This window comes from Bradyrhizobium sp. BLXBL-03 (assembly GCF_051853015.1).
GTDB classification, from domain to species: Bacteria; Pseudomonadota; Alphaproteobacteria; order Rhizobiales; family Xanthobacteraceae; genus Bradyrhizobium; species Bradyrhizobium manausense.
On the sequence record NZ_CP182470.1, the window covers coordinates 3,886,144 to 3,909,932 of the forward strand.

23 protein-coding genes and 1 tRNA gene are annotated in these 23,789 nt (G+C 65.0%); 13 read left to right on the plus strand and 11 right to left on the minus strand.

The genetic code is table 11. The annotated features are described in order from the left end of the window. Window positions 1-4: 4 nt before the first annotated feature. Both ACNJX9_RS18660 and ACNJX9_RS18665 read right to left on the minus strand, forming a co-directional pair. Window positions 5-772: an SDR family oxidoreductase gene (locus tag ACNJX9_RS18660; protein ID WP_439409843.1), complete on the minus strand. Its 768-nt coding sequence runs from the start codon at window positions 770-772 to the stop codon at window positions 5-7. Between the two features lie 12 nt (window positions 773-784). After that, on the minus strand, window positions 785-1,984 hold the full coding sequence (locus ACNJX9_RS18665) for a mandelate racemase/muconate lactonizing enzyme family protein (protein WP_057751597.1): 1,200 nt from the start codon (window positions 1,982-1,984) through the stop codon (window positions 785-787). A 180-nt stretch (window positions 1,985-2,164) separates the two neighbouring features. On the opposite strand from ACNJX9_RS18665, the gene ACNJX9_RS18670 reads away from it, so the two are divergent. Both ACNJX9_RS18670 and ACNJX9_RS18675 read left to right on the plus strand, forming a co-directional pair. Beyond that, on the plus strand, window positions 2,165-2,929 hold the full coding sequence (locus ACNJX9_RS18670) for a GntR family transcriptional regulator (protein WP_057751594.1): 765 nt from the start codon (window positions 2,165-2,167) through the stop codon (window positions 2,927-2,929). 24 nt (window positions 2,930-2,953) lie between these two features. Next, on the plus strand, window positions 2,954-4,318 hold the full coding sequence (locus tag ACNJX9_RS18675; RefSeq protein ID WP_439409844.1) for an MFS transporter: 1,365 nt from the start codon (window positions 2,954-2,956) through the stop codon (window positions 4,316-4,318). A 10-nt stretch (window positions 4,319-4,328) separates the two neighbouring features. On the opposite strand, the gene ACNJX9_RS18680 is transcribed toward ACNJX9_RS18675, so the two are convergent. The 3 genes from ACNJX9_RS18680 to ACNJX9_RS18690 form a co-directional block, all read right to left on the minus strand. Beyond that, window positions 4,329-5,579 (minus strand): arsenic transporter, encoded by a 1,251-nt coding sequence (locus tag ACNJX9_RS18680; protein ID WP_057751814.1) that lies wholly within the window; start codon window positions 5,577-5,579, stop codon window positions 4,329-4,331. 43 nt (window positions 5,580-5,622) lie between these two features. Next, window positions 5,623-6,063, minus strand: a complete 441-nt coding sequence (locus ACNJX9_RS18685) for an EamA family transporter (protein ID WP_439409845.1) — start codon at window positions 6,061-6,063, stop codon at window positions 5,623-5,625. A 127-nt stretch (window positions 6,064-6,190) separates the two neighbouring features. Beyond that, window positions 6,191-8,668 (minus strand): hybrid sensor histidine kinase/response regulator, encoded by a 2,478-nt coding sequence (locus tag ACNJX9_RS18690; protein ID WP_057751590.1) that lies wholly within the window; start codon window positions 8,666-8,668, stop codon window positions 6,191-6,193. A 214-nt stretch (window positions 8,669-8,882) separates the two neighbouring features. Here ACNJX9_RS18690 and ACNJX9_RS18695 point away from each other — a divergent pair, with 214 nt between their 5' ends. From ACNJX9_RS18695 to ACNJX9_RS18710, 4 genes are all read left to right on the plus strand, one after another. Further along, window positions 8,883-9,953, plus strand: a complete 1,071-nt coding sequence (locus ACNJX9_RS18695) for a zinc-binding metallopeptidase family protein (protein WP_439409846.1) — start codon at window positions 8,883-8,885, stop codon at window positions 9,951-9,953. 173 nt (window positions 9,954-10,126) lie between these two features. Then, window positions 10,127-12,142 (plus strand): acetyl-CoA carboxylase biotin carboxylase subunit, encoded by a 2,016-nt coding sequence (locus tag ACNJX9_RS18700; RefSeq protein ID WP_439409847.1) that lies wholly within the window; start codon window positions 10,127-10,129, stop codon window positions 12,140-12,142. 157 nt (window positions 12,143-12,299) lie between these two features. Beyond that, window positions 12,300-13,166 (plus strand): isocitrate lyase/PEP mutase family protein, encoded by an 867-nt coding sequence (locus ACNJX9_RS18705; protein WP_439409848.1) that lies wholly within the window; start codon window positions 12,300-12,302, stop codon window positions 13,164-13,166. Then, on the plus strand, window positions 13,163-13,462 hold the full coding sequence (locus ACNJX9_RS18710) for an acylphosphatase (protein WP_057751581.1): 300 nt from the start codon (window positions 13,163-13,165) through the stop codon (window positions 13,460-13,462). Before ACNJX9_RS18705 ends, ACNJX9_RS18710 begins: the two co-directional genes overlap by 4 nt. Before the next feature lie 59 nt (window positions 13,463-13,521). On the opposite strand, the gene ACNJX9_RS18715 is transcribed toward ACNJX9_RS18710, so the two are convergent. Further along, window positions 13,522-15,042 carry an ATP-binding protein gene (locus ACNJX9_RS18715; RefSeq protein ID WP_439409849.1) on the minus strand — a complete coding sequence of 507 codons (1,521 nt, stop codon included), beginning with the start codon at window positions 15,040-15,042 and terminating at the stop codon, window positions 13,522-13,524. A gap of 152 nt (window positions 15,043-15,194) precedes the next feature. Here ACNJX9_RS18715 and ACNJX9_RS18720 point away from each other — a divergent pair, with 152 nt between their 5' ends. From ACNJX9_RS18720 to ACNJX9_RS18730, 3 genes are read left to right on the plus strand one after another with little or no spacing between them, the layout of a single operon-like run. Further along, window positions 15,195-15,752, plus strand: a complete 558-nt coding sequence (locus ACNJX9_RS18720; RefSeq protein ID WP_439409850.1) for a GbsR/MarR family transcriptional regulator — start codon at window positions 15,195-15,197, stop codon at window positions 15,750-15,752. A 16-nt stretch (window positions 15,753-15,768) separates the two neighbouring features. Further along, the gene (locus ACNJX9_RS18725) at window positions 15,769-16,434 is read left to right on the plus strand and encodes a DUF4166 domain-containing protein (protein WP_439409851.1); all 666 of its coding nucleotides are present in this window, start codon (window positions 15,769-15,771) and stop codon (window positions 16,432-16,434) included. Continuing rightward, entirely contained in the window at window positions 16,431-17,867 is a 1,437-nt protein-coding gene (locus ACNJX9_RS18730; protein ID WP_439409852.1) for a TIGR01777 family oxidoreductase, read from the plus strand. Before ACNJX9_RS18725 ends, ACNJX9_RS18730 begins: the two co-directional genes overlap by 4 nt. A 12-nt stretch (window positions 17,868-17,879) precedes the next feature. On the opposite strand, the gene ACNJX9_RS18735 is transcribed toward ACNJX9_RS18730, so the two are convergent. Next, a complete protein-coding gene (locus ACNJX9_RS18735; RefSeq protein ID WP_439409853.1) occupies window positions 17,880-18,731 on the minus strand; it encodes a LysR family transcriptional regulator in 852 nt (283 codons plus the stop codon). Window positions 18,732-18,841: 110 nt separating this feature from the next. Here ACNJX9_RS18735 and ACNJX9_RS18740 point away from each other — a divergent pair, with 110 nt between their 5' ends. Next, window positions 18,842-19,264: a tautomerase family protein gene (locus tag ACNJX9_RS18740; protein WP_439409854.1), complete on the plus strand. Its 423-nt coding sequence runs from the start codon at window positions 18,842-18,844 to the stop codon at window positions 19,262-19,264. 44 nt (window positions 19,265-19,308) lie between these two features. On the opposite strand, the gene ACNJX9_RS18745 is transcribed toward ACNJX9_RS18740, so the two are convergent. Together ACNJX9_RS18745 and lipB are read right to left on the minus strand one after the other, a co-directional pair. Continuing rightward, complete coding sequence (locus ACNJX9_RS18745) at window positions 19,309-20,022, minus strand: DNA helicase (RefSeq protein WP_439409855.1); 714 nt, start codon at window positions 20,020-20,022, stop codon at window positions 19,309-19,311. Window positions 20,023-20,222: 200 nt separating this feature from the next. Continuing rightward, window positions 20,223-20,972: a lipoyl(octanoyl) transferase LipB gene (gene lipB / locus ACNJX9_RS18750; protein ID WP_439409856.1), complete on the minus strand. Its 750-nt coding sequence runs from the start codon at window positions 20,970-20,972 to the stop codon at window positions 20,223-20,225. Between the two features lie 82 nt (window positions 20,973-21,054). Here lipB and ACNJX9_RS18755 point away from each other — a divergent pair, with 82 nt between their 5' ends. Beyond that, window positions 21,055-21,297 carry a FliM/FliN family flagellar motor switch protein gene (locus ACNJX9_RS18755; protein ID WP_057751563.1) on the plus strand — a complete coding sequence of 81 codons (243 nt, stop codon included), beginning with the start codon at window positions 21,055-21,057 and terminating at the stop codon, window positions 21,295-21,297. 171 nt (window positions 21,298-21,468) lie between these two features. Beyond that, window positions 21,469-21,553 (plus strand) — tRNA-Leu (locus ACNJX9_RS18760). A 44-nt stretch (window positions 21,554-21,597) separates the two neighbouring features. Here ACNJX9_RS18760 and ACNJX9_RS18765 read toward each other — a convergent pair. Further along, complete coding sequence (locus tag ACNJX9_RS18765) at window positions 21,598-21,855, minus strand: hypothetical protein (RefSeq protein WP_057751505.1); 258 nt, start codon at window positions 21,853-21,855, stop codon at window positions 21,598-21,600. A gap of 204 nt (window positions 21,856-22,059) precedes the next feature. On the opposite strand from ACNJX9_RS18765, the gene ACNJX9_RS18770 reads away from it, so the two are divergent. Continuing rightward, the gene (locus tag ACNJX9_RS18770; protein ID WP_057751504.1) at window positions 22,060-22,434 is read left to right on the plus strand and encodes a hypothetical protein; all 375 of its coding nucleotides are present in this window, start codon (window positions 22,060-22,062) and stop codon (window positions 22,432-22,434) included. 10 nt (window positions 22,435-22,444) lie between these two features. On the opposite strand, the gene ACNJX9_RS18775 is transcribed toward ACNJX9_RS18770, so the two are convergent. Further along, complete coding sequence (locus tag ACNJX9_RS18775; RefSeq protein WP_439409857.1) at window positions 22,445-23,695, minus strand: polysaccharide deacetylase family protein; 1,251 nt, start codon at window positions 23,693-23,695, stop codon at window positions 22,445-22,447. Window positions 23,696-23,789 lie beyond the last annotated feature (94 nt).

Consider the following 23,789-nt stretch of genomic DNA (forward strand, 5'->3'; position numbering starts at 1 on the left):
GCGACTACATCGCGGCGATCATGCCGCCATCGACATAGATGATCTGGCCGTTGACGTAAGTGGAGGCATCCGAGGCGAGGAAGATCGCCGCGCCCACCAGCTCGTCCGGCTTTCCCCAGCGCTTGGAGGGGATGCGGCCCATCAGCCAGCTGTTGAAATCGGGATTGTTGACCAGCGCCTCGTTCATGTCGGTGAGCATGTAGCCGGGACCGATCGCATTGGCCTGGATGCCGTGCTGGGCCCATTCCACCGCCATCGAGCGGGTCAGGTTCTTGATGCCGCCCTTGGCCGCGGTGTAGGGCGCAATCGTTGGGCGCGCCAGCTCGCTGCCGAGCGAGCCGATATTGATGATCTTGCCGCGCTTGCGCGGGATCATGCGCTTGCCGGCCTCGCGGCCGATCACGAAGGCGCTGGTGAGATCAGTCTCGATCACCTTGCGCCATTCGTCGGTGGTGAATTCCGCCAGCGGCTTGCGGTGCTGGATCCCGGCATTGTTGACGAGAATGTCGACCGCGAGTCCTTCGCGGTCGAAGCGCTCGAAGGCTGCAATGATCGCGGGCTCGTCGGTGACGTTGAAGGCCGCGCCTTCGGCCTGATGGCCGGCGGCGCGAAACTCGGCGACGGCCTGCTCGACACGCTTCGGGTCGACACCGTTGATGATGATTTTCGCGCCGGCCTTGGCCATGCCTTCGGCGATGGCGCGGCCAAGCCCGCGGGAGGAGCCGGTCACGAGGGCGGTGCGGCCGGAAAGGTCGAACAGGGCGGTGCTCATCTCAAATAATCCTCAGGCGTTGGAGCGGCGCACGATCAGATCGGAGCGCTCAAAGACGGCGGGCAGAAGGTCGACTCCAAGGCCGGGGCCTTCCATCGGGAAGACGTAGCCGTCCTTGATCACGGGCATCGTGGTCACGAGCTCATTGTACCAGCCCTTGTAGAAGGCGCGCACGGATTCCTGGATCAGCGTGTTGGGCTGGCTGAAGGACATGTGGATGGCGGCGATGAAGCCGATCGGGCCGATGCAGTCATGAGGAGCAAAAGGCCGGTGATAGGTCTCGGCCATCGCGGCGATCTTGCGACCTTCGGTGAGGCCGCCGGTCCAGCACAAATCCGCCATCACCACATGCATGGCGTCGCGGTCGAGCATGTCCTTGTAGGGGAAGCGCGAGCCCAGCGTCTCGCTGGCGCAGACCCAGACATCGGTCGAGCGGGCATATTCGGCCAGCGCCTGCGGCGAGTTCATGCGGATCGGATCCTCGTACCAGGTCGGCTTGTAGGGCTCGAGCGCGCGGGCGATCTGCTTTGCGGTCGGCAGGTTCCACAGCGAGTGGAGCTCGACCATGATCTCCATCTTGTCGCCGACCGCTTTACGGATCTTCTCGAACGGCTCGATCGCCTGCTTCATCTGCGCGGCAGTGATGTAGAGCCCCTTGTTCTCCTGCGCCGCCGGATCGAACGGCCAGATCTTCATTGCGGAGATGCCGCTTTCCAAAAGGCTCTCGGCCAGCGCATCGGCGCGGTTCATGAAGCCGTCGAGATCTTCGTAGGGTCCCGTGGAGGCACCGAGATTCCAGTTCGAGACCGGGCTGATATTGGTGGAGCGGACATATTGCGTGCCGGCGCAGGTGTTGTAGATGCGCTGCTTGTCGCGGCAGAGGCCGCCGAGCATCTGGTGCACCGGCTGGCTGCAGACCTTGCCGAACAGGTCCCACAGCGCGATGTCGATCGCTGAGGCTGCACGATATTCGACGCCGGTCGAGGACTGCGCCATCGGCAGGTTCAGCATGTCGCGATGGATGGCCTCGATGTGCAGGGGATTGCGGCCGAGCAGGCGGCCGGCAAAAGTATCGTGGATCTGCGCTTCGACTGCGCCGGCGCCATAAAAAGTCTCGCCGAGACCGATCACGCCGCTATCGGTGTGAACGCGCACCCAGATGACGTTGGAGAATTCCTCGGTGCGCAGCGTCTCGATCGACGTGATCTTCACGGCAAGTCCTCCCGTCAAAAGGCGCCTCGCGCCGTCTTGTTTTCACTTCGCAACGCAACATATTGCGGCGTCGGCGAAAGTCTCTTACCGCTGCTTGTAATATATCACAACATGTTTTAAGGGTGCCACAAATAAGGCGCCGCCCTGCAGCGAGAGCGCAGGCGGTTGGGAGGACATGCGATGGCACGGCGCAAGCGCGCGCTCGAGGTGGTGAGACCAGAGGACGGCGGGGGCAGGCCCTCTCGGCGCAATCGTCTCAACTTCTTCGAGCTGGCCTATCAGCGGATTGAGGAGCTGCTGGTTCATTGCGAGCTCAAGCCCGGCCAGTTCATGACCATGCTGGAATTGCAGCAGATCACGGGCTTCGGCCGCACGCCGGTGCATCACGCCGTCAATCGTCTGTCCGCCGACACGCTCATCATCATCCGCCCGCGCCACGGGCTGCACATCGCGCCGATCGACCTCGCGCGCGAGCGCATGCTGCTGGGCCTGCGCCGCGACATGGAGCGGTTTGTCATCCGCCTCGCGGCCGATCGCGCCAGTCTCTCGCACCGCAATCAGGCGCTGCACATCGAGCGCCTGCTTCGTGAACGCCGCGCCACCTTGACCCTGGACGAGTTCAACAGCCTCGACCGGCGCATCGATGCGCTGGTGCTGGAAGCTGCCGGCGAGCCGTTCCTGGTGCATACGCTGCGGCCCCTGCACACGCTCTATCGCCGCATCGGCTACATCCATCATCGCTTCATGCCGGGACAGGCCGATCTGTCAGGAACGATCGATCATCATCTCGGTATTCTCAACGCAGTTGCGAACCGCCGCGTCGAGGATGCCGTGAAGGCGAGCGACGCCTTGATCGACTACATGGGCGAGATGTTCTCAGGGATGGAGGCGGGGATCGATCCGCGCCTGCTCGATTGCAGTATCGAGCCGCTGCTCGGCGCGTAGAGAGTTTTGAAGAGAGGACCAAACATGCAGACAATGGCCATGCCACAACCGACCGCAAGCGAAACCGCGGTCCGCTACCTCATTACCAATTACAGTCCCAAGGGCAACAAGGTCGGCTGGCTGATGATGGCCTCGATCCTGGTCGAGGCCTGGGATCTCTATTCGATCGCTTTCGTGCTGATCTTCATCAAGGAGCAGTACAATCCGGATCCCTTGATGCTCGGCCTTGCCGCCGCGGGCACGCAGGGTGGCGCGCTGATCGGCGCGCTGCTCGGCGGCTGGCTGTCCGACAAGATCGGCCGCCGCGTCATGTTCCTGATCACGATGGTGATGTTCATCGTGCTGGCCCTGGCGCAGGCCTTCGTGCCCAGCGTCGGCTGGCTGGTCGTGATCCGCTTCCTGCTCGGCGTTCCGCTCGGTTCCGACATCTCGACCGGTTACACCTACATCATGGAATCCATGGCCAAGGGTGAGCGCGAGGTGATGGGCAACCGCTGGCAGTTCATGTTCGCCGTCGGCGAGGTGCTGACCATCGGCGTCATCGTGATCTTCCTTCTGATCGACATGCAGCACGAGATGCTGTGGCGCGTGACGCTGGGCCTCGGCGCGGTGCCGGCGCTGATCATCCTGGTGATGCGCCACGACGTGCCGGAGACGGCGGTGTGGCTGGTGCAGAAGGGACGCTACCGCGAGGCCAAGCGGGTCGCGCGCGAGATGTTCAACGACGATCTCGCCATGCTGCCGGACCAGGACGTCGAGGTGCCGAAGGTGTCGACCCGTGCATTCCTCGCCGACCTCAAGAAGGATCCGATCCGCTGGCGCGCCACCATCTACGGCTGGATCGCCTGCTTCGCGCAAGGCAGCGAATTCTCGACCTTCGCCTTCTACCTGCCGGTGCTGTTCGTGATGGTCGGCGTCTCCAGCGTGCTCGGCAACAATCTGGTGACGATGGGCCTGTTCTGCTTCGCCGCGCTGTCGGGCTGGGTCGGCCCGCTGCTGACGCCGAAGATCGGCCATCGCGGCATCGCCATTGCGGGCTTTTCCATCGTGCTGGCCTCGCTGCTGGTCGCGGCCTTCGCGCTCTACACCGACAACAAGATGCTGCTGCCGTTCGCGGCCGCCGCCATGCTGTGGGGGCACTATTGGGACGCGTCGAACTGCATGACGATCCCGACCATGGTCGCCAAGCCGAAGTACCGCGGCACCGCCAGCGGCTTCGCCTACATGTTCGTGAAGCTGCCGTCGTTCCTGGCGATCTTCCTGTTCCCGTCGCTGTTCGCGGCGATCGGGCAGGCCAGCGCGACGCTGTTCGTCGCGATCTTCCCGCTGATCGGATTGCTTGCGGCAATCTTCATCCTGCCTGAGGTCTACGGCTACGAGAACGACTGACGTCGAAGCATCACCTGATCGCGGCAGCCAGTGCCGCGATCAGGGCCGGCGGCGTCACCAGCATGCCGAGCTTGAGGAACGGCCAGGCGCCGACCTCGATCTTCTCCCGCCGCAGCGCCACCAGCCACAGGATGGTGGCAAGCGATCCCGTGACCGACAGATTGGGCCCGAGATCGACACCGATCAGGATGGAGCTGACGACCGGCGTGGGCAGGTGATCGCTGGCAGCGACCGAGCCTGCGACGAGCCCGACCGGCAGATTGTTGGCGATGTTGGTGGCGATCGCGGTTGCGATGCCGACGCTCCAGGCCGCCTTCGGGACCGATTGCGCCACCGCTTCATGCAGCAGAGCGCTGAGCTGGCCGATGACGCCGGTCTTGATCAGCGCCTCCACCATCACGAAGAGACCGCCAACCAGCGGCAGCACGCTCCAGGATACGCCTCTCAGCACCGGCATCGGCGATTGGCGGCTGATCAGCAGCACGATGGCTGACGTCACCACGCCGCAGATGAAAGTCGGCAGCCCGAGCTGCTTGTCGAGTGCGGACGCTGTGACCAGCACGATTCCGACAGCGATGATGCCGACAGCCGTGAGCTTGCCGCCACGGCCGAGTGTTGGATGCGGCACGCTGCTTGCGATCGTTTCCTCCTTCAACGCGTGATGCTGGGTCAGGCGCAACACGATATAGGTCAGCAGGATCGACGCCGCCGAGGGCAGGGCGAACAGGCGCAGCCATTCGCTGAGCTGCGGCATGCGCGCGCCGAACACGACGAGATTGGCGGGATTGGAGATCGGCAGCACGAAGCTCGCGGCATTGGCGATGAAGGCGCAGACGAAGAGATAAGGCAGCGGTTTTGCGCCGGCCGCGCGCGTCGCGGCGTAGACGGCCGGCGTCAGCACGATGGCGGTGGCGTCGTTGGAGAGCAGCACGGTGACGACAGTGCCGACGATGTAGATCAGCAGGAACAGCCGTTGCGGCGACCCGCCGGCATATTCCACCGCAACCGCGGCGAGATAGTCGAACAGGCCCTCGAGCCGCGCCAGCTCGGCGATCAGCATCATGCCGATCAGGAAGAGATAGACGTCGACGCCTTTCTCGATGCCGACAAGCGCATCCTGCCAGGGCAGGAAGCCGAGCAGCACCAGCGCGCCGGCGCCGAGCACGGCCCAGATCGCCTCGGGCAGGTGGAAAGGGCGGATGATGACGCCGGCAGTCGCGACGGCGATGATGCTCCAGGCCCAGAGGGGGGCAGACGGCAGGCTCGGCACGGATAGTCCTTGGCGTGGAATGAAATTGGAAGCGTCAGAATTTCACGGCGAGCAGCACCGCCCCGGCGCCGATCATGGTGATCCCGGTCCAGCCCTGCGCGCTCGGCCGCTCGCCGAGAAAGGCGAAGGCGAACAGCGCCACCAGCACGACGCTGAGCTTGTCGATCGGCGCCACCAGCGTCGCCGGCCCGAGCTTCAGGGCACGGAAATAGCACAACCACGACGCGCCGGTCGCAAGCCCCGACAGCACCAGGAACAGGAAGGTTTTCGGCGAGACCGCCGACGGCACCGTGAACTGGCCGGTGAAGAACAGCAGCACCGAGAAGGCCAGCAGCACCACGATGGTGCGAATGAAGGTGGCGAGATCAGGATTAATGGTCTCTACGCCGACCTTGGCGAAGATCGCGGTCAGCGCGGCGAAGCAGGCGGAGAGCAGCGCCCAGGTTTGCCAGGCGGAGAAGAGGGCGGGTTTCATGTCATCGGTATCCGTTGTTCCAGGACGACGCTCCATCGTCGTCATTGCGAGCCATCGGGCCGCGCTTCGCGCGGACCGGTTGGCTCGCAATGACGGAATTTGTGGCAACGTCGTACAACTGTAGCACTCACCTCGCCACCGACAGTTTCTCCATGATCGCCTTGCGCAGGATGCGCGAGAGCGATTCCACCGAATACGGCTTCTGGATCAGTTCAAAGCCGCGGTGAGCATTTTCCGCGAGCACGTTGCTGTAGCCGGAGGTGAGCACGACGGGCAGGCCCGGATAGCGCTCGCGGATGATGCCGGCGAGCTCGACGCCGTTCATGCCGGGCATGATCACGTCGGAGAAGACGAGATCAACCGCGAACTCGTTCTCGCCAAGGATGGCGAGCGCGGCGTTGGCGTTGGCGACGCGGCGGGTGACGTAGCCGAGGTCCTCCAAGAGCTCCGTCGAGAACTGGCCGACATCGTCATTGTCCTCGACCACGAGCACGCGATAGCCCCGGCCGGTGGTGGCGCCCTCAGTGGTCAGCGAGGATGCTTCCTTCTCGGCGCTGGGGCTCTGCGCCTGCGGCAGATAGATGGTGAAGGTCGCGCCCTGGCCCGGTGTGCTCGTCACGGCGATGTCGCCTTCGGACTGTTTTGCAAATCCAAAGGCCTGGCTGAGGCCGAGCCCGGTGCCCTTGCCGACCTCCTTGGTGGTGAAGAAGGGTTCGAAAATGGCGTCGATGTTTTCGGGCGCGATGCCGCTTCCGGTGTCCGCGATCGAGATCGCGACATAGTCGCCGCTGCGCGCGGACTGCGCGCGCAGGTTCGGAATGCCCTGGACCTTGCGCACTGAAATGGTGAGCCGGCCTTCATCGTTCATGGCGTCGCGGGCATTGATGGCGAGGTTGATGAGGGCGGTCTCGAACTGCGCGATGTCGGCGACGGTGAAGCAGTCCGCATCGTCGATCTCGACGACAATCTCGATGCGGCCACCAACCAGCGGCCGGACCAGCTGCGCCACGCCCTCGACCTGGCTGCCGACATTGAAGATCTGCGGCTTCAGCGGCTGCCGGCGCGCGAAGGCCAGCAGCTGCGCGGTCAATTTCGAGGCGCGCTCGACGGTGTCGGAGATGGCGTCGACATAGCGGCGGCGGCGCTCCTCCGGCAGCTCGCGCCGGCGCAGGAAGTCGGTCGCCGAGCGGATGATGGTGAGCAGGTTGTTGAAATCGTGCGCGACGCCGCCGGTGAGCTGCCCGATCGCCTCCATCTTCTGCGACTGCCGCAGCGCTTCCTCGCCGCGGCGGCGCTCGGTGACGTCGACGGCTTCAGGCACCGCGCCGGTGATGTTGCCATGGCGGTCGAGCACGGGGCGGATGCTGAACTCGAAATCGCGCTCGCCGATGGGCAGACGCAGCCGCATCTCAAGCCGCACGGCTTCGCCCTTCAGCACGGTGTTGAAGGCCTCGCGCACGGTTGCGCTCATGCGTTCCGTAGCGGTGAACCAGGGCGTGTCCCAGAACGGCTTGCCGATGACCTCAGCAGAACTGGCCTTGATACCGTCGAGCGCTGTCTTGTTGGCGTAGAGCAGCTCGCCCTTCAGGTTGACCAGCCCCTGATACTGGTTGCTGGTCTCCAGGATGGCGCGCAGCCGGGCCTCGTTGGATTCGAGCTCGGCGGTGCGCTCGACGATGCGCTCTTCCAGCGTCTCGTTGAGCCTCCGCAGCTCGATCTCGGCCTGCTTGGCGGCGGTGATGTCGTGGGCGACGCCGATGAAGCCGATATGCTTGCCGGTCGGGTCCCAGCGCGGCTGCGATTCCGAGCGCAGCCAGCGCCATTCGCCTGATGCGTTCTTGTAGCGCGCCTCCAGCACGAACGGTTTGAGCGAGGCTTCGCCCTGGACCGATTGCTGCAACACACGCGGCAGGTCGTCAGGGTGCAGCACCTTGCGCCAGTCGAAGGCGATGGCCTGCTCGTAGGGCAAGCCGAGGAAGTCGACATAGGCCTGGTTGGCGAAGGAGCGCGTGCGGTCGAGCTTCGTCACCCAGATCGGCACCGGCGCGCTGTCGGCGATCAGCCGGAAGCGCTCTTCGCTCTCGCGCAACGTCTCGCGCGCCAGAGCCTGGTCGGTGATGTCGATATGGGCGCCAACCAGGCGGATGGCGCGGCCGTCGCGGTCGCGCTCGATCTTGGCGACGACACGGATCCAGCGGGTCTGGCCGTCGCTGGGGCGGATGATGCGATATTCGGCCGTGTAGTCCTCGCCGGTCGCGGCCAGCGCATCGAAGAAATGCTTGACGGTGGCATCGCGGTCGTCGGGATGGATGCGGCTGACCCAATCCTCATGCGTCTCGTCGGCGGCCTCGGGCGGCAGGCCATGGATGATCAGATATTCAGGCGAGCGGCGGTTCTTGAAACCTTCGCGGAGGTCGACTTCGACCCCACCCACTTTGCCGATGCGCTGGATGCGCGCCAGCTCCGCCTCGCGCTCCTGCAGCGCGCGATAGGCCTCGTCCCGCTCGCGCGCGATTTCTTCGAGGTGCTGGCGCAGCCGTTCGGCGGCGATGGTCTCGGGCAAAGGATCGTTCAAGGTATCGGCCGTTGTGATGCGGGGGCGCACGTGGCGGACCGATATTCACACAGACATAGCGTGATAGCCATTGCTCAAAAGGGAATAGCTTGAGGAAACGCCCACCGCACCGCATCCGGTGATGTGAATGAACGTGGGGGCTGGCTATTTGTTCCTAAAGAAGGAACGATGAGCGGCCTGCGCGCGTATCTGCGTGGCGCCATAGTTGACGTCAGTAAGACACACCTTCCCAAGAGGCTCGATCTTGAAGCTCTTTGTTTGCCAGGACTGCGGCAACGTTCTCTATTTCGAGAACCGTGCCTGCGGACGCTGCGGCCACCGGGTCGCCTTCCTGCCGGAAAAGGAGACGATGTCGGCGATCGAGCCCGATGGGGAGGGTTGGAAGACGCTTGCGGACAAAGGCGAGCGCCGGATGCTCTGCCGCAATGCCGATTACGACGCCTGCAACTGGCTGACCGATGCCGGCGATACCACGGGCTATTGCCGCGCCTGCCGCCACAACGGCATCGTGCCCGATCTCTCCGACCCCGCGCAGCTCGCCGGCTGGCGCGAGTTGGAGGTGGCAAAGCACCGGCTGTTCTATTCGCTGATCCGCTGGAGGCTGCCGCTCCAGACCCGGCAGGACGATCCCGAGCACGGCCTGATCTTCAATTTCCTCGCCGATGATCCCAACACCGGGCAAAGGATCATGACCGGCCATGACAACGGACTGATCACGATCGCGCTCACCGAGACAGATACCATCGAGCGCGAGCGACGCAGGCTGGAGATGGGCGAGCCTTACCGTACGCTGCTCGGGCATTTCCGCCATGAGGTCGGGCACTATTTCTGGGACGTGCTGGTGCGCGAGGGCGGCAGGCTGGACGAATGCCGCGCGGTCTTCGGCGACGATTCCGCTGACTACGGTGAGGCCCTGCAGCGGCATTACGCCCAAGGCGCGCCGCCGGACTGGCAGCAGAATTACGTCTCGGCCTATGCGACCACGCACCCCTGGGAGGATTTCGCCGAGACCTGGGCGCATTACCTCCACATCGTCGATACGCTGGAAATGGCTGGCGAGTTCGGCATGGAGGTGCGTCCGAAGGTCGACCCCGACGGGGAGCTGTCGACGCGGATCCGCTTCAACCCTTACGAGGCGCGGGACATCCAGGCGATCGTCGATGCCTGGCTGCCCTTCACCTTCGCCATGAACAGCGTCAACCGGGCCATGGGCCTGCGCGACCTCTATCCCTTCATCCTGTCGCCGGCCGTGGTCGCCAAACTGGGCTTCATTCACAGCCTGGTCCGGGACGTGGCCAAGGGCGGAAAGCCATAGGGCGTCAAGGCCTCAGGCCCATACCGGTCTTGCGCTGGTACGCCAGAGCGGGCCGGATTTTGCCCGTTGCCTCCGGCCCATTTTGCTGTACCACGACAGGATACGGCCCCGTCCCACCGGCCCGCCAAGGCGTGGGGCAGGGTCCCGCCCAGGGGACGAAGCTCAAGAAAATCATGTTCAAACGCATCCTGATCGCCAACCGCGGCGAAATCGCCTGCCGGGTCATCAAGACCGCCCGCAAGATGGGAATTCAGACGGTTGCCGTCTATTCCGAGGCCGACCGCGACGCCCTCCATGTCGAGATGGCCGACGAGGCCGTCCTAATCGGCCCGCCGGCCGCGGCCGAGAGCTATCTGGTGATCGAGAAGATCGTCGAGGCGTGCAAAAAGACCGGCGCCGAGGCCGTGCATCCCGGCTATGGCTTCCTGTCCGAGCGCGAGGCGTTTCCGCGCGCGCTGGAAGCCGCCGGCATCGTCTTCATCGGCCCGAACCCCGGCGCGATCGCCGCGATGGGCGACAAGATCGAATCCAAGAAGGCCGCCGCCAAGGCCAAGGTCTCGACCGTGCCGGGCTATCTCGGCGTCATCGAGGACGACAAGCACGCGGTCAGGATTGCCGACGAGATCGGCTACCCTGTCATGATCAAGGCCTCTGCCGGCGGCGGCGGCAAGGGCATGCGCATCGCGCATTCCAAGGCCGAGGTCGCAGAAGGCTTCAATCTCGCCAAGGCGGAGGCAAAAGCCTCGTTCGGGGACGATCGCGTCTTCGTCGAAAAGTTCATCGTCGATCCCCGCCACATCGAGATCCAGGTGCTGGGCGACAAGCACGGCAACGTCATCTATCTCGGCGAGCGCGAGTGCTCGATCCAGCGCCGCAATCAGAAGGTCATCGAGGAGGCGCCGTCGCCGCTGCTCGACGAGGCCACCCGCCGCAAGATGGGCGAGCAGGCGGTCGCACTGGCGAAGGCCGTGAATTATGATTCCGCCGGCACGGTCGAATTCGTCGCCGGGCAGGACAAGAGCTTCTACTTCCTGGAGATGAACACGCGTCTCCAGGTCGAGCATCCCGTCACCGAGCTCGTCACCGGCGTCGACCTCGTCGAGCAGATGATCCGCGTCGCCGCCGGCGAAAAGCTCGCCATCGCGCAGAAGGACGTCACGCTCACGGGCTGGGCGGTGGAGTCGCGCCTCTACGCCGAGGACCCGTTCCGCAACTTCCTGCCCTCGATCGGGCGCCTGGTGAAGTATCGCCCGCCGGCGGAGGTGAGCAAGGACGGCATCACGGTGCGCAACGACACTGGCGTGCAGGAAGGCGGCGAGATCTCGATCCATTACGATCCGATGATCGCCAAGCTCGTCACCCACGCGCCGTCGCGTGCGGCCGCCATCGAGGCGCAGGCGACCGCGCTTGACTCGTTCTATGTCGACGGCATCAGGCACAACATCCCGTTCCTGTCCGCGCTGATGCATCATCCGCGCTGGCGCGAAGGCAATCTGTCGACCGGCTTCATCGCGGAAGAATTCCCCAAGGGCTTTTCCGTGCGCGTGCCCGAGGGCGAGGTCGCGCGTCGCATCGCCGCGGTTGGCGCCGCGATCGATCACGTGCTGGGTGAGCGCAAGCGGCAGATCTCCGGCCAGATGGGCGGGCGCGTCGTGCAGCGCGAACGCCGCCGCGCGGTCTGGCTCGACCGCCAGGAGATTCCGCTTGAGATTGCCCGCGAGGGCGATGCGATCGCAATCCGTTTCGTCGATGCCGACGGCACGGCCGGCAAGGCGCATCTGTTGCAGTCGCCATGGAAGCCGGGTGACCCGGTCTGGCAGGGCACCATCGACGGCCACTTCATTGCGGTGCAGGCGCGGCCGGTTCCCAACGGCATTCGCCTCGCGCATCAGGGCGTCGAGGTGCCGGTCTATGTCTGGACCGAAGCCGAAGCCGCCTCCGCCCGGCTGTTGCCGGTGACGGCGGCCTCCGACACCGGCAAGAAGCTGCTCTGTCCGATGCCCGGGCTCATCGTCTCGATCGCAGTGACCGAAGGCCAGGAGGTCAAGGCCGGCGAGACGCTGGCCGTGGTCGAAGCCATGAAGATGCAGAACGTGCTGCGCGCCGAGCAGGATGGCACGGTGAAGAAGATCCACGCCAGCGCCGGTGCGACGCTCGCGGTGGACGCGCTGATCCTGGAGTTTGCGTAAGTGTGTGAGTGGGGCCCTGCTGGCCCCACCAACATCGTCATTGCGAGCGCAGCGAAGCAATCCAGACTGCCTCCCTCGGAAAGACTCTGGATTGCTTCGCTGCGCTCGCAATGACGGAGTATGTTGCGGCTGCGTCGCAATAGTGTGAGAGGGCACCATGGCCTTTCGTTCCCGCCGCGAGAAACTGCGTTCGATCATTTCGGGCCCCACCTGCGTCCATCCCGGCTCGGTCTATGACGCGATCTCGATCCGCATTGCCGAGGATCTCGGCTTTCCGCTCGGCATGTTCGGCGGCTCGGTCGCCTCGCTCGCCGTGCTCGGCGACCCCGATGTCACGCTGATCACACTCACCGAGCTTGCCGAGCAGATGCGCCGGATGTCGCGTGCCGCAGGCCTGCCGGTGCTGGTCGATGCCGATCACGGCTATGGCAATGCGCTCAACGTGCGCCGCACGGTGCAGGAGCTGGAGACGGCGGGCGCCGCCGGCCTCACCATCGAGGACACGCTGTTGCCGGCGGCCTTTGGCGAGGCCAAGGCGCAGCTGATCTCCCTGGAGGAGGGCGTCGGCAAGATGAAGGCCGCGCTCGATGGCCGCGGCGATCCCTCGCTGGTCATCATGGGCCGCACCGGCGCTGCCTCGATCACCTCGGTCGAGGATGCGATCCGTCGCGCCAGAGCCTATGAGGCGACCGGTGTCGACGCATTGTTCTTCACCGGCATCAAGTCACGCGCCGAACTCGAGGCCATCGCCGGCGCCACGCGTCTGCCCATCGTGCTCGGCGGTGCACCGGACGAATTGAACGCGATCGACTATCTCGCGGGCCAACGCGTGCGCATCGCGCTGCAGGGCCACGCGCCGATCGCGGCTGCCATACAGGCGGTCTACGACGTCCAGAGGGCGTTGCGCGAGGGCACGCCGCCGAAGGCGCTGAAGGGATTGCCGTCGGCGGAGCTGACCAGCCGCGTCATGCGCGAGGTCGATGTCAAAGTGCGCAGCGCCGACCTCCTTGGGCTGAAGCAATGAGCCGGGCGATCCTCCAGGTGATGATCCGTGGGCGCGTGCAGGGCGTCGGCTATCGGGCCTGGGTCGAATACCAGGCAACCGCGAGCGGCCTCGAAGGCTGGGTCCGCAACCGCCGCGACGGCAGCGTCGAAGCGCTGTTCGCGGGCGCGCCGAAGCATGTCGCCGACATGGTCGCGCTGTGCCGCCACGGTCCGCCATCATCGCGCGTGGACAGCGTGACCAGCGAGACGGCCAGCGTCGATGAACTGAACCTGCGCCGGGCAGGGGAGGCATTCTCGGTGTTGCCGACGGTGTAGGTGAACCTCTATGCGCTCCATCGGCGGTCTTCACCTCTCCCTTCGGGAGAGGTGAACCATCACCGCGGCAGCTTCGAGATCGCTTCGCTCAGTTCGTGGATCTCATACGGCTTGCGCAGGATCGGGAAGTCGCCGCGCACGCCGGCGGCGGCTTCGCTGTAGCCGCTGGCGAGCAGGATCGGCAGGTCGGGGTGGGTCTGGCGCAACAGGTGCGCCAGGCCGAGCCCGTCCAGCTTGCCGGGCATGACGATGTCGGAGAACACGAAGTCGACGCCGTCGCTCTCGAGTTCGCGCAGCGCGGCTTCGGCATCTGCAACCCGGCGCACGCTGTACCCGAGCTGCTCCAGCAGACCGGTGCTGACGAGTGCGACATCGGGATTATCCTCGACCAGCAGCACCGTGCCGCTGCCGCGCACCGTCGCCGCCTCTGGCGTCTCGTTCGACGCCGTCGCGGTTTCGCGCGGCAGCAGGATGGTGAAGGTCGTGCCCTTGCCGAGCTCGCTTGCGACCTTGATCGTGCCGCCAGCCTGATGCGCGAAGCCGTGCACCTGCGACAGGCCGAGGCCAGTGCCTTTTCCGACCGGCTTCGTCGTGAAGAACGGTTCGAAAATCTTGTCGACGACGTCGGAGGGGATGCCGAGCCCGGTATCGTTGACGGTGATGGCGACGTATTCGCCGTTATGGAGCGGATCGTCGAGGACGATGTTGTGCGCGCCGATCGTCACCGTGCCGCCGTCGGGCATGGCATCGCGTGCGTTGATGACGAGATTGAGCAGTCCCGTCTCGAACTCGGAGATGTCGGCCTTGACGGGCCAGACCTCGCGGTCGATGTCGAAGGCGAGATGAACCGCGCTGCCAACGCCGGCGTAAAGCACTTCGCGGATCGCCTCGATGCGGTCAGCCAAATGGATCGCCTGCGGATTGACGCTTTGCCGCCGCGCGAAGGTTAATAGCTGGCCGGTCAGTGCGGCGCCGCGCTTGGCGGCGGTCTCGATCGCCGAGATGGCGCGCTGGAACCTGGGATCCTCGGGATCGCCCTTCTTGAGGATGTGAAGGCTGCCGCTGATGATCATCAGGAGATTGTTGAAGTCGTGGGCGACGCCGCCGGTGAGCTGGCCGAGCGCATCGAATTTTTGCGACTCGGCAAGCTGTGTCTGCATCGCCTCGAGCTTCAGTTGCGTGTTGCGGCGCTCGGTGATGTCGCGCGTGATCTTGGCGAAGCCGACCAGCGCTCCGTCCTCATAGATCGGATCGATCACCACGCTGGCCCAGAAGAAAGTGCCGTCCTTGCGGACGCGCCAGCCTTCCTCCTCGTAGCGGCCCTGCTCGCGGGCGATGCGGAGCGCACGGGCCGGCTTGCCGTTGGCCCGGTCGGCCTCGGTATAGAAGCGCGAGAAATGCTGGCCGAGAATCTCTTGGGGCGAATAGCCCTTGATCCGCTCGCCGCCAATGTTCCAGCTCGTGATGATCCCATTGGGATCGAGCATGTAGAGCGCGTAGTCCGCGACCCCTTCAACCAACAGCCGGAAACTCCGTTCGCTTTCGAACAAGTCTCTCTGTTGACTGGACTTTTTGACCATTACGGACCCCGCCTCGACCGGAGCAAACGCCTTGAAGGGCCTTTGGTTCCCATCTGCTGAGAGGTTTTTAGGCAAATCTTGCGGACGGTATGGAGGTGGGGAGGCTTCGACAAGTGCTTGACACGCGGTCGATGTCGTCAGATATTTCTGTTATGACAGAAATAACCGGAAAGAAGCAACTCCCCGCCGCCGTCCAGCGCTTCATCCTGCATTGGGGCGACATGGGCGATCAGTGGGGCGTCAACCGCTCGGTCAGTCAGATCCATGGGCTGCTCTATCTCGCCGAGGCTCCGATGACCGCGGAGGACATCGCCGACACGCTCGGCATGGCCAGGTCCAACGTCTCCAATTCGTTGAAGGAGCTGCTCGCCTGGAACCTGATCCGGCGCGTGCCGATCCTCGGTGACCGCCGCGACCACTACGAGGCGGAGACCGACATCTGGGAGGTCGCAACGCGTATCGCGGCGCGGCGCAAGGAGCGCGAGCTCGATCCCGCGATCACGGCGCTGCGGGCCTGCGTGACCGATGCGGCCGACGATCCGACCATCAATCCGGTGGCGAGCAAACGGCTGAAGGAGATGCTCGCCTTCACCGAGCTCGCCGACCACTGGTTCATGCAGATGCTGAAAGTGCCGCGGCCGCGGGTGGTCGCCTTGATGCGGCTTGGCGAGAAGATCGCCAACCTGCTGCCGCTGGGCAAAGCCAAATAGGTTTGAGGAGGGTGCGATGACGTCGGCTCGATTCTCAGGCTCCAACGCACCAACCACTGCTCACATCAAACTGCTCGATGATCGGCGCTTCCGCACATTGCTGTCGGACGAGGATTGGGGCCGGCTGCCGCTCGCGACCTGGCGGCGCTTCTCCAAGCGCGTCGCCGATGGCGACAGCGTGGTCTATGTCGGCGTGGTCGACGAGGTCGCCTTCAGCGACATCGGCTGGTGGTTCGCGCAAGCCGCGCGCCTGATCGGCGGGCCACTTCCCACGGGGCGCGACACCGGCGTGCCCATGATCGTGACCGTCACCGAGGACGGTACGACGGGCGGTCAGACCTGGACCCGGATCTGCGCGCGCAAGCGCGGCTTTCCGCAGGTGATCCATTCGGCCAAGCGTTTCGCCGGCCCTACCGGGCTGGAGGAATATGTCGGCTTCGGCGTCTCGATGGCACTGCGCATCGCGGTCGAGGGTGAGACGCTGACCTTCCGCAGCGCCGGTTACGGCCTTCAGCTCGGACGCCTCTGGATCCCGCTGCCGCGATGGCTCGCGCCGGGCGATCTCACCGTGACGCATCGGGATCTCGGCGAGGGCGCCTTCCGCTTCACCCTCGATGTCATTCATCCGCGTTACGGCGCGCTGATCCACCAATCAGCATTGTTCAGGGAGGCCGTGTCATGACGCCGCTGTTGTGGACGCTCATCGCCATCCAGATCGTGATGGGTGTGTTCGACACCTTCTATCATCACGAGTTCACCGAGCGCCTGGCCTGGCGTCCGTCGCAGCGTCTTGAGCTGAAGCTGCACGGCATCCGCAACATGTTTTATGCGCTGCTGTTCCTCACACTCGGCTGGCTCGAGGTCTATGGCGTGCTGGCGCCGCTGGTCGTCGCGGTGCTGGTTGCCGAGATCGTCATCACGCTGATGGATTTCGTCGAGGAGGATCTGAGTCGCAAGCTGCCGCCGAGCGAGCGGATCAATCACACGCTGCTTGCGATCAATTACGGCGCCATCCTGGTGCTGCTGCTGCCGCTGCTGATCGCCTGGGCCATGCGGCCCTTTGGCGTCACCGTCGTCTATCAGGGCCTGCTCAGCATCGCTGCGACCGCCTGCGCAATTGGCGCGACACTCTGCGGTCTCAGGGATTTTGCCGCGGTGCGCCGGCTCGGCCGCCTGCGAAGCGCTCCTACGGACGGTCTCGTCGAGAAGCTGCCCGGCCGCAAGACCGTCCTCATCACCGGCGCCACCGGCTTCATCGGCAGCCGTCTTGCAGCGAGCCTCAGCGGAGCAGGGCACCACGTCATTGCGCTGATCCGCAATCCTGCGAAGGCCGAGATGCTGCCGCCCCCGGTGACGCTGATCACCAGCCTTGATCAGCTCCCAGCCGATACGCATATCGACGCCGTCGTCAATCTCGCCGGCGAGCCGATCGGCAACGGCCTGTGGACCGAGGCCAAGCGCGCCAGGATCATCGGCTCGCGCATCGACATGACCGGCGAGGTCGTGAAGCTGATCGCAAGGCTCGAACGCAAGCCGGAGGTACTGGTCAGCGGCTCCGCGATCGGCTGGTATGGCTTGTGGGCCGACCAGGTGCTGACGGAATCGGCCAAGTCTCACGCCTGCTTCAGCCATGAGCTGTGCGCGGCCTGGGAGAAGGCGGCGCGGCCGGCGGAGGCGCTCGGCGTCCGCGTGGTCTTCTTGCGCATCGGCCTCGTGCTCGGCACCGAAGGCGGCTTCATCACGCGCCTCTTGACGCCGTTCGAGTTCGGGCTCGGCGGTCGCCTCGGCACCGGGCGACAATGGATGTCCTGGATCGAGCGCGACGATCTGATCCGGCTGATCGCCTATGTGATCGCCACGCCGGATCTCTCGGGCCCCGTCAACGCCACGGCGCCGATTCCGGTGACCAATGCAAAGTTCACCGAGGAGCTCGGCCGCCGGCTGCGTCGACCCGCGGTGTTTCGCATCCCCGGTGGCCTGCTCCGTCGGATCGGCGGCGGCCTTGCCGATGAGCTGCTGCTCGGCGGCCAGCGCGTGCTGCCCAACAAGGCGCTGAGCCGCGGTTTCGTGTTCAGGCACGAGACGCTGCGCAGCGCGTTCGAGGCGATTTTGTAGAGGCTCGCGGCGTTAAGCCGCCGCGCTCCGGAACGTCGCCGCAACTGCGCGCAGCGCCGCGAGCTTGGCGGGATCGCTGACCTTCGAATGCAGCATAACCTTCGAGCTACCGAGTTTCGGGAGCTTGTACGTGGGACCGATATCGATCAGTCCGGGAGGCGCGATCCGGCGTGCCAGCGGGGCGATCGCAAGCCCGGCAAGCGCGGCTGCGACCACCGCCGTCACGCCGCCGCCGACAAAGCGTTCGCGCCAGGGGAGGCCGGCCTTGTCGAGTGCCCGCACGGCAATCGCCCGGACGCCGCAGGGCGGGGCGAGCGTTGCCAGCGGCAACGCTTCGCCCTTCGGCAGTGTGAAGCGTCGTGACGCGAACCAGCCGAACTCGTCCTCGGTGAGCTTCTCGCCGCCGCGGCGGCTGCCCTCCTGGCGGACGATCACCGCGTCGAGCTCGCCGGTGTCATAGGCCTCCTGCATCTCGCGTGAAAAGCCGATGGTGACGGCAAGCGTCAGGTTTGACGACATCGCGTGCAGCCGTTCGAGCAGCGGCACCAGCTCGGGGCCGGCGGCATGATCGGAGATGCCGAGGGAGAGCGATTGCGCGGCCGGTGCGTCGCCCGACAGCGCGCGGTCATGCGCCGCCATCAGCGCGCGGGCACGGTCGAGGAAGCCAGTGCCGTCGGCGGTGAGCCGGACCGCGCGCGGCGAGCGCTCGACGAGACGTTTGCCCAGCAGCGTTTCCAGCCGTTGCAGCTTGAGGCTGACCGCAGCCTGCGTCGTGCCGAGCGCTTCGGCGGCGCGGGTGAAACTCTGGAGGTCGGCGACCAGCAGAAAAGCCTGGACGGTGGCGATGTCGAGCGTGGCTGTCATTATAATCCGTTATCACTGGTATCATCTGAGATAAGGTACCAATATGATAGGGGAAGGTCTAGCTTCTCACCAGCGCCGCGAGTTCAGCGGCATTCTAGAGGAGAACAACCATGCCCCTGATCACCGTATCCTACAGCACCTCCCGCCAGTCGCCGTCGCTGAAGGCCGACATCGCGAGCGCCGTGTCCGAACTCACCGCAACAATCCTGCACAAGGATCCCAAGGTGACCGCCATCATCGTGAAGTCGGTCGATGCCGACGACTGGTTCGCCGGCGGCAAGTCGCTCGCCGAGCAGAAGCTCGCCAGCTACTGGATCGACATCCACGTCAGCGAGGGCACCAACACCAAGGACGAGAAGGCGACCTATCTCGCCGCGATGTTCACACGCATGGCCGAGATTCTGGGACCGCTGCATCCGGAGACGTACTTGCATGTCGACGAGGTCAAGGGCGACGCCTATGGCTTTGGCGGCCTGACCCAGGAGCGGCGTTACATCGCCGGCAAGCTTGACGTGTCGCTGAAGGCGGCGTGAAGCCTTCGAGCCGCGGGTGAGCCATCTCACCCGCGGCTCGCCGGTCAGCTTGCGGCCCGGAACTCGATCTCGGAATTGTTGATGAAGCAGGTCTTGTCGAACAGCTTCAGGTCGAGCGGGTTCGGCAGCCTGACGTCGCTGATGTCAGGGCAGGGCTTGACCATCGGGTCGTAGGAGCGGTCGATCTGCGAGATGAAGATGACGATCAGCCCCTCGTCGCGCGCGAAGGATTTCAGCGCACGCACCTGAACGGTGAGGTCAGGGTTTTCGCGCCGCTGATCGAGCAGCTGCAGATAGTCGATGACCACGACCGTTCCGCGCGGCGCCGTGGCCATCTGCTTGACGACATGGTCGGCGCTGATGGCGTCGGAGCAATCGACCTCGAACAGCTTGTCGAACTGCACAGGCTCCACGCCGATCGCACGCAGGCGATCCAGCACGTCTTTCTCGGTGTATTCGAGCGAGAAGAACGCGGCGCGGTGGCCTGATTTCATCGCCTCCACGGCGAGCTCGAGGCTCATCAGCGTCTTGCCTTGACCGGGCCGCGCCCCCACCAGCACGAGGTCGCCCGGCTGGACCTGCGGAAACAGCCTGATGGCCGGCGTTGTCGCCGCAGCTTTCGCCGCGAGCAAGCTCCAGGCGGAAAACCCTTCCGTCGTGGCGATGCGGTCGAGCGCGTCGTGGAGCGGGATGCCTTGCTCGCGGGACAGGCGCTTTGCTTTGCGCTTGAGACGATAGATCGGCGCAGACAATTTCATCGTCAGAACCTCCTGATGCGAGCAGAAAGCGCAATCCCTCCTTATGCCCGATGCTCGAACAGTCGGTCCGATGGCTTAGTCGCCCGGCATGATCTCTACTTTCCCGGCGGAGGGGGGAGGCGTGGGCGGCACCTGATGCAAGCGTAACTGATTCCGCGCGCGTGGAGAACGTGCAGCAGCTCATCGCCAACAGGAATGCATCAGGCGGCGGCTTCCGGCAGCAGCGCGCGGGTCGGCCCGAACAGTTCTTCAAACGACTGTCGCAACGCGACGTCGACATCTGCCATGGTCACGAGCTGGCCGAGATCGACCAGCGAGGTGACGCCGTAGCGGGCGTCAGTGACGCCGCAGGGGACGATGCCTGCAAAGTGCTCCAGCTCCGGCTCGACATTGATGGCGATGCCGTGGAACGAGACCCAGCGCTTCAGCCGCACGCCGATCGCCGCGATCTTGTCCTCGTGCTCCGCCCCTTTGTCCGGGCGCTTCACCCAGACGCCGACCCGGTCCTCGCGCCGCTCGCCGCGCACGTTGAAGGCGGCGAGCGTCTTCAGGATCAACTCTTCGAGGCTCGCGACATAGGCCCGGACATCAGGCCGGCGGTGCTTGAGGTCGAGCATGATGTAGGCCACCCGCTGGCCGGGGCCGTGATAGGTCAGCTGGCCGCCGCGCCCGGTCGCGAAGGTCGGGAAGCGGGAATCGAGCAGGTCGGTCGCCTTGCCTGATGTGCCTGATGTGTAGAGCGGGGGGTGTTCGAGCAGCCAGACCAGCTCCGGCGCCTCGCCGGCCGCAATCGCGGCGACGCGGGCCTCCATGGCGGCCACCGCATCCGGATAGGGCACGGGGCTATCCGAGATTCGCCACTCGACGGGCTCGCCGCCGGCGGCGGAAAACGACGTCAAATCGAGCTCTTGGCGCTTGTTCCGGCGGGGGTTTTGCGACGAATTAACCATTGGCTAACCATAACGTGGTGATCATCTCGGGAGCAAATGCCAAGTCCCTAAGTGTCGTTCTCCAGTTGCGGCGGTCCTGACAGTGCCCACACTCGATAAAGTCACCGTGGATCTCATGGTCGTCCTCGGGACGACCACCATGCCGATCCATCAAGTATTACGTCTTTCCCGCGGCGCCATCATCGAGCTGGACGCAACTGAGGCCGACGAGGTCAAGGTTCTCGCCAATAATCTGCCTGTAGCTTCCGGCGTCGTGCTGGTCGACCGCAACAGGATCGCGGTCGAGGTCAAGCAGATGCTGCCGCGGACGCCCGGGAGCCGATAGCGGCCGGGGCACGCATTCGCAGCCGGATAGGGCCGATCCGGGCGGGGATAGGACTTTCCTGCCAGGCCTGTGGAATTCCCCGCCTTTGCAGGCTTGTATCCCCCTGATGGATTTGTTAGATCGGCGGCCGCTGATCCGGCCAGCCTCAAGACCTCAGGCCGGTATCTCCTAGCGCTCGTGGCGGAACTGGTAGACGCGCTGCCTTGAGGTGGCAGTGGGTAACACCGTGGGGGTTCGAGTCCCTCCGAGCGCACCACTTTCAAATCTCATTCCTGGAAGCCAGCGGCCCGCTCGGGCCTCTCAGCCATATTCCTCGCCGATCCCGTATTCCCGGTAGATCTCGAGCGGGTCGAGATCGGGGAACAGGCGGCATTTGGCCTGGGCCAAGTGCAGGCTCACGGCGTTCGGCTCCTTGCCGTGCGACAGAATCTTGCGGATGTCGTCCATGTGCGCGCTCGGCTGGTGCTTGGCCTCGAGCTGCTCCAGCGCGACCAGGGCGGTGGCGAGCGCCTCGGTCAGAACCCACTCGTCGTGGCCCGTGATTCCCTTCTTCGGCATCGGCAGACCTCACGCGTCAGCGGCGGCAGCAGTCTACCGTAGCTTTCCTTGAATCTCCATCGAGCAGCACTGGGCGGTGGCGGCGCGCTCTCGCTTGCATTATGGCGGCGCGTGGCTAAAAGGCGGCGGCGCGCGGGCGATGGGCTTCTTGATACAATATTGGCGTAGACGGGCCTTGCGCGACCTCTCTCGGCTGGAGCCAGCATGGTCTTTCTAAGCTTCGTATACCGGTTCCTGACCAACTTTGCGTTCATGGCGCTGGTCTATTTCAGCCTGAACTTCATGGAGAAGTACCAGAACCGGGCGGTCCTCGCGATCCTGGTGCTTGTCTATGCCGGCATGCGCGCAGCCTCGACGCTGCGGGCGTTCTATTTCTTCCAGAAGATCGAGAAGCTGGAGGCCGAGACCAAGCGCCTTCAGGCGCCGATCAATGACGGCTCGGGCGGGAGCAGCGCACGCAAGCAGATCGTGACCGACGTTGCCCGGTTGCGCCGTGACGGCGAGCTCAAGTCCTATATGGACCTGTTCTTCCTGGCGCTGATCGTGCTGCTCTGCGTCGCCAATATCATGCGGCAGTAACGCGCTTAGCTCAGGCCCGCTTCTTCAGGCTGGTGGCGAGCCGGGTCGGGCGGGACGCCGTGCCCTTGGCCTGAGCCGCGTGCTTCGGCGCGGAGGACGCAGCCGTCCGGCGGGCTTGAATTCTGCCTGCCTTGCCCTTGCCGGCATGCGGCGTCTCTGCTGCCATCGCGAGCCGCGTCGCGGCGCGTCGCGACAGGGTCGTCGACAGCAGCACCTCGACCGAGCCCTCGGGGATTGCGAAGAGATCGCGGCCGGGCGCGGGCAGGGTGGAGGCGATATCGGCCTGCGCCATGGTCTTGCGCGGCAGCACCCGCGGCTGGTGCGCGGTCTCGGCGTTGAGATCGGCAAGACCCGGCGCCGGCAGCGTCGCGGTTTGCGCGAACACGAAATTCGGCACTTGAGGCCAGCGCGCGATCGGCGTCGTCTCCGTCGGCGGATGCAGCAGCCATTCCACCGGCGTGGTCGGCGTCGCCGGCTGGTCGGCGGTCGCGGGCACCACATGCACGATGCGATAGCCACGCGCCTTGAGGTCGCGGATGATCTTGGGCAGCGCTGCCACGGTGCGCGGCTGGATGTCGTGCAGCAGCAGGATGCCCTTGCCCTTGGCCTCCAGCCGCTGGACCGCGAGCTGGTAGACGCGATCGGGCGAGACGTGGCGCCAGTCGTCCGCCGGGAAGTCGGCGCTCCACACCTGGATGCCGCGCGAGATCAGATAGTTTTCGACGCCGTCAGCACGCATCAGGCCGGGAATGCGGAAGAACGGCGCCAACTTGGACGGGTCCGTCATTGCCGCCGACGTCCACTCGATGCCGCCGTTGATCTCGGCCTCGGCCTTGTCAATTGGCATCCTGTCCATCGTCAGCGGATGGGTCATGCTGTGCGTGCCGACGGTGTGGCCCGCCGCGACCAGCTTGCGCACGCCTTCCGGATTGGCCTTGGCCTGCTGCCCGATGATGAAGAACGTCGCCTTGATGCACTCGCCCGCGAGGATCTGGAGCACCTGGTTGGAATATTTCGGCAGCGGACCGTCGTCGAACGTCAGCACCACCTCGTGATCCCTGAGCGGCAGCGTCTCCCGGTACTGCATGGTGCCAATGCGCGGATGCTCGTGCGGGTCGACGACGAGCGTGCGTGATGTGCCGAGCGCATCGGGGTGTCCCGGGCAGTCGGCTGCGAAGGCGGCCGGCGACGCGATGGTCAGCGAGCCCAGCAGCAGGACGGTCCACGATCGCGCCCGAAAAACAACGCTACTTCCGATCATGAAACCCCGTCTGCCCTCATCTACATTGGCTGCGATATCGGTAGGTCGGAGACATCGGGAAACGGTTCAGGTGCCAAGACCTTCCCGCCCGAGG